Origin of the sequence: Streptomyces spongiicola, from assembly GCF_003122365.1 — a bacterium.
GTDB lineage: Bacteria > Actinomycetota > Actinomycetes > Streptomycetales > Streptomycetaceae > Streptomyces > Streptomyces spongiicola.
In genome coordinates, this window is the sequence record NZ_CP029254.1 from 5,455,571 (window position 1) to 5,467,165 (window position 11,595).

An 11,595-nucleotide genomic window follows, 5' to 3' on the forward strand; every position below is an offset into this window, starting at 1 on the left:
CGGAGGCAGACGGTCCACACGGTCCCGCCGCGGGCACGGGGGCCGCTCGGGGCGGAACTGATTTCCGCCCGCCGGTGCCACCCGGCTAACCTCCTGGGCATCACCCTTTCTTGTACGCACGTGTACGCAGGAGACAATCCATGGCAGCCCAGGTCCAGCGCATGTCCCGTCTGATGGCCAAGACACTGCGCGACGACCCCGCGGACGCCGAGACCCTCAGCCACAAGCTGCTGGTGCGCGCCGGCTACGTCCGGCGGAACGCGGCGGGCATCTGGAGCTGGCTGCCCCTCGGCATGCGGGTCCTGGAGAACGTCGCCAGGGTCGTCCGCGAGGAGATGGACGCCATCGGCGCCCAGGAGGTGCTGCTGCCCGCGCTGCTGCCCAAGGAGCCGTACGAGGCGACCGGGCGCTGGGACGAGTACGGCGCCGAGCTCTTCCGCCTGAAGGACCGCAAGGGCGCGGACTACCTGCTCGGGCCGACGCACGAGGAGATCTTCACCCTGCTGGTGAAGGACCAGTGCACCTCGTACAAGGACCTCCCGGTCATCCTCTACCAGATCCAGACGAAGTACCGCGACGAGGCCCGTCCCCGCTCGGGCATCCTGCGCGGCCGCGAGTTCCAGATGAAGGACTCCTACTCCTTCGACACCACCGACGAGGGGCTGGCGGAGTCGTACCGGCTGCACCGCGAGGCCTACATCAAGATCTTCCGGCGCCTCGGTCTGGAGCACCGCGTCGTCTCCGCCGTCTCCGGCGCGATGGGCGGTTCGGCGTCCGAGGAGTTCCTGGCCCCGGCCCCCGCCGGTGAGGACACCTTCGTCCACTGCCCTTCCTGCCACTACGCGGCGAACACGGAGGCCGTCACCTTCGCGGTCGCGCCGGCCACCGGGGAGCACGGCCCCGTCGAGGAACTGGACACCCCCGACACCCCGACCATCGAGACGCTCGCCGACCACCTGGGGGTGCCGGCGTCCGCCACGCTCAAGAACCTGCTCGTGAAGGTCGACGGAGAGATCGTCGCCGTCGGCGTGCCCGGTGACCGAGAGGTCGACCTCGGCAAGCTCACGGACCGTCTGGCCCCGGCGGCCGTCGAACTGGTCACCGCCGAGGACTTCGCCGGCCGCCCCGACCTGGTGCGCGGATACGTCGGCCCGCAGGGCCTGGACAAGGTCCGCTACCTCGCCGATCCGCGCGTCGCCCCGGGCACCGCCTGGATCACCGGTGCCAACAAGCAGGACAAGCACGCCCGGAACGTCGTCTCCGGCCGCGACTTCGAGGTCGACGAGTACCTGGACGTGGTCGTCGTCGAGGACGGGGACCCGTGCCCCGCCTGCGGTGCCGGGCTGAAGCTGGACCGGGCGATCGAGATCGGCCACATCTTCCAGCTGGGCCGCAAGTACGCGGACGCCTTCCAGCTCGACGTCCTGGGCCAGAACGGCAAGCCGGTCCGGGTGACCATGGGCTCGTACGGCATCGGCGTCTCCCGCGCGGTGGCCGCCCTCGCCGAGCAGCACGCCGACGAGCAGGGCCTGTGCTGGCCCGCCGAGATCGCCCCGGCGGACGTCCACGTCGTCGCCGCGGGCAAGGCGCTCCAGACCGGGTTCGCCCTCGACGTGGCCGAGAAGCTCGGCGCGGCGGGTGTGCGGGTGCTCGTGGACGACCGGGCCGGTGTCTCCCCGGGGGTGAAGTTCACCGACGCCGAGCTGATCGGTGTACCGAAGATCCTGGTGGCGGGCCGCCGGTCCGGCGAGGGCGTCCTGGAGCTCAAGGACCGCCGCACGGGCGAGCGCGAGGAGCTGACGGCGGAGGAGGCCGTCGCGCGCCTCACCGCCTGAGCGAGGCGCGGGCCCGCGTCAGGCCCCGGGGCCGGGAAGGCAGTACGCCTCCCCGGCCGGGAGGCCGGGGAGGCGGCGCGGGTTCCGGGCCGGTGGACCGCGGTGCAGGCACCGGCTCGTGGAGTGGTGGGTCGCGCACCGGCCTGCCCGGGGCTCGGCGAGGGCGGTGGGACGCAACCTGCTGCCCCGTTCCCGCGGCCCCGCTGACCACCGGCCCCCTCCCGCCACCCGCCGTGCCCGCGTCCTTCGGCCCTCCCGCCCGCGCGGGTCCTGCTCTTGCCCGGGATGCCGCGGAGCCGGCGGTGTCGGTGAGGTACGGATCCTGCGGGTCCTGCCCTCGCGGGGGACGCCGTTCACGCCGGGTGGGAGCCGCCCGGTGTGCGGCCGCCGGTGCCCCGGGCGGCCGTTCACAGCCAGCCGGCGAACTCCAGCGACAGCTCGCCCTCGGAGTGCCGGCCCGCGGCGATCGCCCGGGTACCCGACTCCACCGCGCGGAACAGCGTCCAGCCGCGCAGCCGGTCGCGGTCGACGTCCAGCGAGTCCGCGAGCCGGTTCACCCGGCGGCGGGCCGCGGAGGCGCCCGAGGCGGCGGCGACCAGGTCCTCGACCCGGTCCCGGGCCAGTCGCGCCAGGTCGTACGCCCGCTCGCCCACCAGCGGCTCCGGCCCCACGGCCAGCCATGGAGCGCGGTCGCCGGCGAGCACCTTGCTCTGCCGGAAGTTGCCGTGCAGCAGCAGCGACTCGGGGGCGCCCGCGAGCAGTTCCCCGCGCGCGGTCAGCGCCGCCTCGAGCAGCGCCCGCGGCGCCGTACCCGCGCGGTCCGACAGCGCCGACACCTGACGTGCCGTGCGCTCGGCCACGGTCTCGAAGGCATGGCCGGGGGGCGGCTCCACCCACAGCCGCCGCACCGTGCCCGCGGCCTCCAGCAGCGCCTTGGCCTCCGGGAGCGAGCGTACGGACTGCTCGGGGTGCAGCCGCTCCAGCAGCAGCGCGCCTCCGGAGCCGCCCAGCAGCCGCACCGCCCCGAACCCGTCCCAGTGCGCGAGGGCCGCCCGCTCCAGCTCCGGCGCCGCGAGGGACGGCACCAGCTTGAGCGCCGCCGGGGTGCCGTCCTGCCGCCTCACAAGGACGACCAGGCTGCTCCGGCCGCCGGGCACCATCACCCGCTCGACCTCCAGGCCGCCGCGGGCGGCCGCCTGCTCCACGAGTTCCGGGAGCCGCCCGGTCCACTCGTCGTCGCCCAGTGCCCGCACCAGCCGCCGGGGCGGTTCGAAACCCATGTGCGCGTCGTTCCCTTTCACTGAGTCGCGGCTCGCTCGACCAGGCCCGGGAAGGCCACGCCGGCGCCGCGCCATCGCGCCGCCCGCACCGCCGCCTCGCGCAGCGCGGCGGCGGCGTCCTGCCGCAGCGGGCCTCGCGCGGCCCGTACCAGATCGGAGTAGACGGCCGCGATCCGGTCCTCCAGTACCGCGGCGAGCCGTGCCGCGGCCGCCGGGTCGGGTACCGCGAACGGCAGAGTGTAGGCGGCCCGCGCGGCTGCGGGCCTTCCGCCGAGGTCGCGGACCGTGCGCTCCAGGGTGTCCCGGCGGGCCCGGTGCGCCGCGAGGGCCGCCAGGGCATCGGGGCGGCGGGTCTCGCCGGCCCGGCCCCCGACCACGCCGTAGCCGTACACGGCGGCGTGCTCCGCCGCCAGGGCGGCCTGCGCCGCGACCAGCGCGTCGCTCATCAGCGGGACCCTTCCGTCAGCAGATAGGCGTGGACCGCGCCGGCGGCGGCGACCGACGCCAGCAGCCGGGCGTACTCCGGTGGGGCGGCGCTCAGCGCGGCGGCGTGCCCGTCGGCGGTCCTCCGCTCGGCCGCGGCGAGTTCGCGCACGGCCGCCCCGGCGTCGGCGCACCGGGGCAGCGGGGGCCGCCGGGGGACGACGCGCGGACGCGCCGGCCCGGAGCGGCCGGCGCCGGGGGAGACCGGGAGGGGGGAGACCGGCGCGGGGGGGCACGCGCGGGGGAGGACCTGGCGGGGACGGCGGCCGGGACGCCGAGGGGGCGGGCCGGGTCCGGGGCGGGAGCCGCGACCCGGTCGGTGCGAGCGCCTCGACATGCCGCACGACCTCGGAGCGCAACGGCGACAGGCGCGCGGCCAGGGCGGGATGCGCCGTCAGCACCGCGTCGTAGCGCAGCAGCAGGGCGCCGCTCAGCTCGGCTCCGCGCTCGCGCAGCACGGTCTCCGCCGATTCGCTCCGGAGCGTCGCGCGCCGCGGGCCGGACTCGTTCGGCGAACACCCGGTCAGCGCCGCGGCGGCGGCCGCCCCGGCGGCCAGGAGCGCACGTCTGGCCGTCGTACCCGTGCGGTCCACCTGGTCTCTCCTCGGGCCGTGGGGCGCGGTCACCCGATCGGGTGGATGCCGCCTTGATGTGATCACCGCAGGCGAGCGTACCTGCGGGTCATCGGCGGGTGGACGGCAACACCCCCCGCGACCGGTTACCCTTTGTGCGGACACACGACGAAACCCACAACAGCACACGCGGCCGAGGAGTCACCCGGATGAGCACCACCCAGAGCGAGAGGCTGCGCGGACTGCTCGAACCGCTCGTCAGCGCCGCGGACCTGGATCTGGAAGAGATCGAACTGTCCCGGGCAGGCCGCCGCCGTGTGCTCCGCGTCGTCGTGGATTCCGAGCAGGGCGTCGATCTCGACGCCTGCGCCGAGCTGAGCCGCGCCATCTCCGACCGGCTCGACGAGAGCGACGCCATGGGCGAGGGCGAGTACCAGCTCGAAGTGACCTCCCCCGGGGCCGAGCGCCCGCTCGAGGAGCACCGCCACTACGTGCGCGCCAGGGGCCGGCTCGCCCGGTTCCACCTGACCGCCCCGGAGGGCGGCCCCGGTGGGGAACTGGTCGCCCGGATCCTCGACGTCGACGACGAGGGCCTCGACCTGGAGGTGCCGGGTGTGAAGGGGCGCAGGCCCACCTCCCGCAGGCTCGCCTTCGGCGAGATCGCCGGGGCGCGCGTGGAGCTGGAGTTCAACCGCAAGGACACCGACGGCGTTCAGAAAGAAGAGGAGGCGTAGCCATGGACATCGACGTGAAGCTCCTGAGGGGCTTGGCGCAGGAGAAGGAGATTGCCTTCGACCTGCTGGTCGACGCCATCGAGTCGGCCCTCCTCATCGCGTACCACCGCACCGAGGGCAGCCGCCGGCACGCTCGGGTCGAGCTGAACCGCCAGACCGGTCACGTGACGGTGTGGGCCAAGGAGGACCCGTCGGAACTCGAGGAGGGCCAGGAGCCACGCGAGTTCGACGACACCCCGCACGACTTCGGCCGGATCGCGGCCTCCACCGCCCGCCAGGTCATCCAGCAGCGGCTGCGCGACGCCGAGAACGACGTCACCTTCGGTGAGTACGCCCGCCGCGAGGGCGACATCGTGGCGGGTCAGGTCCAGCAGGGCAAGGACCCGAAGAACGTGCTGGTCAAGCTGGACGACAAGCTGGAGGCCATCCTGCCGGTGCAGGAGCAGGTGCCGGGTGAGGAGTACTCCCACGGGCTGCGGCTGCGCACCTACGTCGTACGGGTGGCCAAGGGGGTGCGCGGTCCTTCCGTCACCCTGTCGAGGACGCATCCCAACCTGGTGAAGAAGCTCTTCGCGCTCGAGGTACCGGAGATCGCCGACGGTTCGGTCGAGATCGCGGCCATCGCCCGCGAGGCCGGACACCGGACCAAGATCGCCGTGCGGTCCACCCGCAGCGGCCTGAACGCCAAGGGCGCGTGCATCGGCCCGATGGGCGGCCGGGTGCGCAACGTCATGGCCGAGCTGCACGGCGAGAAGATCGACATCGTGGACTGGTCGGACGACCCGGCGGAGATGGTCGCCAACGCGCTGTCCCCGGCCCGGGTCTCCAAGGTCGAGGTCGTCGACCTCGGCGCCAGGTCCGCCCGGGTGACGGTCCCCGACTACCAGCTGTCACTCGCCATCGGCAAGGAGGGGCAGAACGCCCGGCTCGCCGCCCGGCTCACCGGCTGGCGGATCGACATCCGGCCGGACACCGAACAGTCTGCCGGGCAGCCCGCCGGGCAGAGCTGATCCGGGCCGTGGCCGTCCGGGGGCGGAGCGCGGGTCGCTCCCTCCCCGGTCCGGTGCGCCGGGGAACGGATCGGCGCGCGGACTCGTTCCGTAGCCGGGGGATCGCCGAGAGTTTTGAGCCATCAGATGTTCGATTCTTGCCCCGGAGGGGTGGGGTCGGTACGGGGAGGTAGACTTGGACGTGTCTGGTCGGACGCCTGTCCGCGCATGCCCCGAGCGAACCTGCGTGGGGTGTCGGGAGCGAACGGCCAAGCGCGATCTACTGCGCATCGTGGCGGTCGAGGGTGTGTGCGTCCCCGATCATCGCGGTACGCTGCCCGGCCGGGGTGCTTATGTGCACCCCGCCTCGGTCTGTCTCGACCTGGCGGTTCGCCGTCGGGCGTTCCCGAGGGCCCTCAGGGCCCGGGGGCCGCTCGACACCGCGGACCTACGCCGTGCCGTCGAGGCGGCGGCGGCCCAGGCCGCACCGTAGGAAGAAGCACGAAGCAGCACCGCACGGATCCCCGTGCGGTCAGGTACCTCGCGAGTCGGAAGTAGGTCGAGATTGCGATGAGCACTCGATGAGTACGCGATGAGTACGCCCATGAAGTAGCGACGGTCCGGCGGTAACCCGGACCTAAAAGGAGCGAAGTGGCTAAGGTCCGGGTATACGAACTCGCCAAGGAGTTCGGTGTGGAGAGCAAGGTCGTCATGGCCAAGCTCCAGGAACTCGGTGAATTCGTCCGTTCGGCGTCCTCGACGATCGAGGCGCCGGTTGTACGCAAACTGACCGACGCTTTCCAGCAGGGTTCCGGGGCCGCCCCCGCGAAGCGCTCTGCCGGGAAGCCCGGGGCGCCGCGCAGGCCCGCGCCCGCGAAGCCCGCCCCGGCGGCGGAGGGCCGCGCGGGCGGTGCCCCCGCGCCCTCCCCGGCGCAGGCGGCGCGTCCCGCCGCCCCCAAGCCCGGCGCACCGGCCCCCAGGCCGGCGGCGTCCGAGGCTCCCAGGAGTGTCCCCGCGGCACCGGCCCCCGGCCCGCGGCCGACCCCGGGCCCCAAGCCCGCGGCGGCCCCGAAGCCGGCTCCGGCCGCTCCGGCCGCCCCGGAGTTCACCGCGCCCCCGGCCGCCCCGGCTGCCGGCCCCCGGCCCGGTGCCACTCCCGGCCCGCGTCCGGCCGCACGTCCCGGCCAGGGCCAGGGTGGCGGCGGTGCCCGTCCCGGCGCCCCGCGCTCCGGTGGCGAGCGCCAGGCTCCGCGTCCCGGTGCCCGCCCCGCGGGCCCGCGTCCGGGGAACAACCCCTTCACCTCCGGTGGCTCGACCGGTATGGCGCGCCCGCAGGCGCCCCGTCCGGGCGGTGCCCCGCGTCCGGGCGGTCCGGGTGCCCCCGGCGGTCCCCGTCCGCAGGGCGCCGGCCAGGGCGGTCCCCGTCCGCAGGCGCCCGGTGGCTCCCGTCCCACCCCCGGCGGCATGCCGCGTCCGCAGGCTCCGCGGGGAGCCGGCGGCCCCGGCGGCCCCGGTGGTAACCGTCCGAACCCGGGCATGATGCCGCAGCGTCCCGCCGCCGGCCCGCGCCCCGGTCCCGGCGGCCGCGGTCAGGGCCTCCGGCCGGCTTCGCCGGCCGTCCCGGTGGCGGCGGTGGCGGCGGTCGCCCCGGTGGCGGCGGCGGTGGCGGCTTCGGCGGCCCGCGTCCCGGTGGCGGCGGCGGCTTCGGCGGTGGCGGCGGTGGCCGTCCCGGCTTCGGCGGCCGTCCCGGCGGCCCCGGCGGCCGCGGTGGCACGCAGGGTGCGTTCGGCCGCCCCGGCGGTCCGGCGCGCCGCGGCCGCAAGTCGAAGCGGCAGAGGCGCCAGGAGTACGAGGCCATGCAGGCCCCGTCGGTCGGCGGTGTGATGCTGCCCCGCGGCAGCGGCGAGACCGTCCGTCTGTCGCGCGGTGCCTCCCTGACCGACTTCGCGGAGAAGATCAACGCCAACCCGGCGTCGCTCGTCGCCGTGATGATGAACCTCGGCGAGATGGTCACCGCCACGCAGTCCGTCTCCGACGAGACGTTGCAGCTCCTGGCAGGCGAGATGAACTACACGGTTCAGATCGTCAGCCCGGAGGAGGAGGACCGCGAGCTGCTGGAGTCGTTCGACATCGAGTTCGGCGAGGACGAGGGCGGCGAGGAGTTCCTGGTCGCGCGTCCGCCGGTGGTCACCGTCATGGGTCACGTCGACCACGGCAAGACCCGGCTGCTGGACGCGATCCGCAAGACGAACGTCGTCGCGGGCGAGGCCGGCGGTATCACCCAGCACATCGGTGCGTACCAGGTCTCCACCGAGGTCAACGACGAAGAGCGCCGCATCACCTTCATCGACACCCCGGGTCACGAGGCGTTCACGGCCATGCGTGCCCGCGGCGCCAAGTCGACCGACATCGCGATCCTCGTGGTGGCGGCCAACGACGGTGTGATGCCGCAGACGATCGAGGCGCTGAACCACGCCAAGGCGGCCGACGTGCCGATCGTGGTCGCGGTCAACAAGATCGACGTCGAGGGCGCCGACCCGACGAAGGTGCGCGGTCAGCTGACCGAGTACGGCCTGGTGGCCGAGGAGTACGGCGGCGACACCATGTTCGTCGACATCTCCGCCAAGCAGGGCCTGAACATCGAGAACCTGCTGGAGGCCGTGGTCCTGACGGCTGACGCCGCCCTGGACCTGCGGGCCAACCCGGAGCAGGACGCGCAGGGCATCGCGATCGAGTCCCACCTCGACCGCGGCCGCGGTGCCGTCTCGACCGTCCTGGTCCAGCGGGGCACCCTGCGCATCGGTGACACCATGGTCGTCGGCGACGCGTACGGCCGGGTCCGGGCGATGCTCGACGACAAGGGCAACAACGTGGACGAGGCGACCCCGTCGACTCCCGTCCTCGTCCTGGGTCTCACCAACGTCCCGGGTGCCGGCGACAACTTCCTGGTCGTCGACGAGGACCGCACGGCCCGCCAGATCGCCGAGAAGCGTGCCGCCCGTGAGCGCAACGCCGCGTTCGCCAAGCGCACCCGCCGGGTGTCCCTCGAGGACCTCGACAAGGTGCTCAAGGCGGGCGAGGTCCAGCAGCTCAACCTCATCATCAAGGGCGACGCGTCCGGTTCGGTGGAGGCCCTGGAGTCCTCGCTGCTCCAGCTGGACGTCGGCGAGGAGGTCGACATCCGGGTGCTGCACCGGGGTGTCGGTGCGGTCACCGAGTCGGACATCGACCTGGCGACCGGCTCCGACGCCATCGTGATCGGCTTCAACGTGCGCGCCGCCGGGCGTGCCACGCAGATGGCCGAGCGCGAGGGTGTGGACGTCCGCTACTACTCGGTCATCTACCAGGCGATCGAGGAGATCGAGGCGGCCCTCAAGGGCATGCTCAAGCCGGAGTACGAAGAGGTCGAGCTCGGCACGGCGGAGATCCGCGAGGTCTTCCGCTCGTCCAAGCTGGGCAACATCGCGGGTGTGCTCATCCGCTCCGGCGAGGTCCGGCGCAACACCAAGGCGCGCCTCATCCGCGACGGCAAGGTCGTCGCGGAGAACCTCACCATCGAGGGTCTGCGTCGCTTCAAGGACGACGTCACCGAGATCCGCGAAGGCTTCGAGGGCGGTATCAACCTCGGGAACTTCAACGACATCAAGGTCGACGACGTCATCGCGACGTACGAGATGCGCGAGAAGCCCCGCGGCTGACGCGGCTCGGCTGACCACGCACACCGTGCTCGGGGCCGGTCGGCGGGAGGTAATCCCGTCGATCGGCCCCGGCCGTGCGTGTACGGTTTCTTGATGTACCTGCCAAGAGCGGGCAGGACGCCTACCGAACCCGTACCGGCGGGACATCCGGACACACATGTTCGTGGGGACGCTGTCCTTCGACCTGCTCCTCGGCGACGTCCACTCGCTGAAGGAGAAACGCTCCGTCGTCCGCCCGATCATGGCCGAACTCCAGCGCAAGTACGCGGTGGCGGTGGCCGAGGTCGGCGGGCAGAACCTGCACCGCAGGGCCGAGATCGGCCTCGCGGCGGTGTCCGGGGATCCGGGACACCTCACAGACGTGCTGGACCGGTGCGAGCGCCTTGTCGCCGCCCGGCCCGAAGTGGAGCTGCTGTCGGTGCGACGGCGGCTGCACGGAGACGATGATTGAGACTGCACCGTCCGGGGGCTGCCCCCGGACCACCGCACGAAAGAGGAGAAGGACCGGTGGCCGACAACGCGCGGGCCCGCAAGCTGGCCGATCGCATCCAGGTCGTGGTCGCGGAGACCCTGGACCGGCGAATCAAGGATCCGCGGCTGGGCTTCGTCACGATCACGGACGCCCGGGTCACCGGCGACCTGCGGGAGGCCACGGTCTTCTACACGGTGTACGGGGACGACGAGGAGCGCGCGGCGTCCGCCGCGGCGCTGGAGTCCGCCAAGGGCGTCCTGCGGTCCGAGGTGGGCCGTCAGACGGGGGTCCGCTTCACGCCGACCCTGACGTTCGTCCCGGACGCCCTCCCGGACAACGCCCGGACCATCGACGACCTGCTCGACAAGGCGCGGGCCAGGGACGCCGAGGTCCGCCAGGCGTCCACGGGCAAGACGTACGCGGGCGGGGCCGACCCCTACCGCAGGCCGGAGGACGGGGACGACGAGGCGGGCCCGGACGAAGGCAGGGACGAAGGCAGGGGCGAAGGCGAAGGCACGGGCGAGGGCGGGGGCCGGGGTCGAGACGAGGGCAGGGACGAGGGCACGGCCTCCGCATGAGCCAGCACAGCAACGCCGCCCCGGCCGCCGGCGGGGGCGGCACCCCGGACGGCCTGGTCATCGTCGACAAGCCGGCCGGCTTCACCTCGCACGACGTCGTCGCCAAGATGCGGGGCATCGCGCGGACCCGCCGCGTCGGTCACGCGGGCACGCTGGACCCGATGGCGACCGGAGTGCTCGTCCTGGGCGTCCAGCGGGCCACCAAGCTCCTCGGCCATCTGGCGCTCACCGAGAAGGAGTACCTCGGCACGGTCCGGCTGGGCCAGACCACGGTCACCGACGACGCGGAGGGCGAGGTCACCTCGTCCGCCGACGCCTCCGGCATCCCCCGGGAAGCGATCGACGCCGGGGTCGCCGCACTGACCGGCGACATCATGCAGGTGCCGTCGAAGGTCAGCGCCATCAAGATCGACGGGCGGCGGTCCTACGCACGGGTCCGCGGCGGCGAGGAGTTCGACATCCCCGCCCGTCCGGTGACCGTCTCGCGGTTCACCGTCCACGACGTCCGCGAGGGCCTCGCCGAGGACGGCACCCCCGTCACCGACCTCGTGGTCTCGGTGGTCTGCTCCTCCGGCACCTACGTCCGCGCCCTCGCCCGCGACCTCGGCGCCGGACTCGGCGTCGGCGGGCATCTGACCGCACTGCGCCGCACCCGCGTCGGGCCGTACCGCCTCGGGGCGGCCAGGACCGTCGACCAGCTCCAGGAGGAGCTGACGGTCATGCCGATCGGCGAGGCCGCGGCGGCGGCGTTCCCCCGCTGGGACGTCGACGAAAGGCGCGCCCGGCTGCTGCTCAACGGCGTACGCCTGGACATGCCGGAGTACGGCGGACGGGGCCCGGTGGCCGTCTTCGGGCCCGAGGGGCGGTTCCTGGCACTGGTCGAGGAGCACCGGGGCAAGGCGAAGAGCCTCGCCGTCTTCGGCTGACGCCCACGGGCGCAGGCCCCACCGGGGC

Annotated in this window: 10 protein-coding genes and 1 pseudogene; 8 read left to right on the forward strand and 3 right to left on the reverse strand. The window is 73.7% G+C overall.

Annotated features, from left to right (window positions below; genetic code table 11):
• Window positions 1-140: 140 nt before the first annotated feature.
• Window positions 141-1,835: a proline--tRNA ligase gene (locus tag DDQ41_RS23945; RefSeq protein WP_109296324.1), complete on the forward strand. Its 1,695-nt coding sequence runs from the start codon at window positions 141-143 to the stop codon at window positions 1,833-1,835.
• A gap of 407 nt (window positions 1,836-2,242) precedes the next feature.
• Here DDQ41_RS23945 and DDQ41_RS23950 read toward each other — a convergent pair whose 3' ends face one another.
• From DDQ41_RS23950 to DDQ41_RS33095, 3 genes are read right to left on the reverse strand one after another with little or no spacing between them, the layout of a single operon-like run.
• Entirely contained in the window at window positions 2,243-3,115 is an 873-nt protein-coding gene (locus DDQ41_RS23950; RefSeq protein WP_109296325.1) for an aminoglycoside phosphotransferase family protein, read from the reverse strand.
• A 17-nt stretch (window positions 3,116-3,132) separates the two neighbouring features.
• Window positions 3,133-3,561 (reverse strand): DUF4439 domain-containing protein, encoded by a 429-nt coding sequence (locus DDQ41_RS23955; protein WP_109296326.1) that lies wholly within the window; start codon window positions 3,559-3,561, stop codon window positions 3,133-3,135.
• A complete protein-coding gene (locus DDQ41_RS33095) occupies window positions 3,561-3,710 on the reverse strand; it encodes a hypothetical protein (RefSeq protein ID WP_394342159.1) in 150 nt (49 codons plus the stop codon). The genes DDQ41_RS23955 and DDQ41_RS33095 overlap by 1 nt, the downstream gene beginning before the upstream one ends.
• A gap of 669 nt (window positions 3,711-4,379) precedes the next feature.
• Here DDQ41_RS33095 and rimP point away from each other — a divergent pair.
• The 7 genes and pseudogenes from rimP to truB all read left to right on the forward strand — a co-directional run bounded on the left by rimP (window position 4,380) and on the right by truB (window position 11,567).
• Window positions 4,380-4,904: a ribosome maturation factor RimP gene (gene rimP, locus DDQ41_RS23965; protein WP_109296327.1), complete on the forward strand. Its 525-nt coding sequence runs from the start codon at window positions 4,380-4,382 to the stop codon at window positions 4,902-4,904.
• A 2-nt stretch (window positions 4,905-4,906) separates the two neighbouring features.
• Window positions 4,907-5,914, forward strand: coding sequence for a transcription termination factor NusA (gene nusA / locus DDQ41_RS23970; protein ID WP_109296328.1), 1,008 nt, complete (start codon window positions 4,907-4,909; stop codon window positions 5,912-5,914).
• A gap of 181 nt (window positions 5,915-6,095) precedes the next feature.
• Complete coding sequence (locus tag DDQ41_RS23975) at window positions 6,096-6,386, forward strand: YlxR family protein (protein ID WP_109297913.1); 291 nt, start codon at window positions 6,096-6,098, stop codon at window positions 6,384-6,386.
• Window positions 6,387-6,544: 158 nt separating this feature from the next.
• Window positions 6,545-9,591: pseudogene (gene infB, locus DDQ41_RS23980) on the forward strand (translation initiation factor IF-2).
• A gap of 157 nt (window positions 9,592-9,748) precedes the next feature.
• Complete coding sequence (locus tag DDQ41_RS23985) at window positions 9,749-10,042, forward strand: DUF503 domain-containing protein (RefSeq protein WP_109296329.1); 294 nt, start codon at window positions 9,749-9,751, stop codon at window positions 10,040-10,042.
• Window positions 10,043-10,098: 56 nt separating this feature from the next.
• A complete protein-coding gene (gene rbfA, locus DDQ41_RS23990; RefSeq protein WP_262508552.1) occupies window positions 10,099-10,641 on the forward strand; it encodes a 30S ribosome-binding factor RbfA in 543 nt (180 codons plus the stop codon).
• Window positions 10,638-11,567: a tRNA pseudouridine(55) synthase TruB gene (truB, locus tag DDQ41_RS23995; RefSeq protein ID WP_109296330.1), complete on the forward strand. Its 930-nt coding sequence runs from the start codon at window positions 10,638-10,640 to the stop codon at window positions 11,565-11,567. Before rbfA ends, truB begins: the two co-directional genes overlap by 4 nt.
• The last annotated feature ends 28 nt before the right edge of the window (window positions 11,568-11,595 follow it).

Coding starts and splice junctions, on each gene's coding strand:
- DDQ41_RS23945 (WP_109296324.1), top strand. CDS start 141: ATGGCAGCCCAGGTCCAGCGCATGTCCCGTCTGATGGCCAAGACACTG.
- DDQ41_RS23950 (WP_109296325.1), bottom strand. CDS start 3,115: ATGGGTTTCGAACCGCCCCGGCGGCTGGTGCGGGCACTGGGCGACGAC.
- DDQ41_RS23955 (WP_109296326.1), bottom strand. CDS start 3,561: ATGAGCGACGCGCTGGTCGCGGCGCAGGCCGCCCTGGCGGCGGAGCAC.
- rimP (WP_109296327.1), top strand. CDS start 4,380: ATGAGCACCACCCAGAGCGAGAGGCTGCGCGGACTGCTCGAACCGCTC.
- nusA (WP_109296328.1), top strand. CDS start 4,907: ATGGACATCGACGTGAAGCTCCTGAGGGGCTTGGCGCAGGAGAAGGAG.
- DDQ41_RS23985 (WP_109296329.1), top strand. CDS start 9,749: ATGTTCGTGGGGACGCTGTCCTTCGACCTGCTCCTCGGCGACGTCCAC.
- truB (WP_109296330.1), top strand. CDS start 10,638: ATGAGCCAGCACAGCAACGCCGCCCCGGCCGCCGGCGGGGGCGGCACC.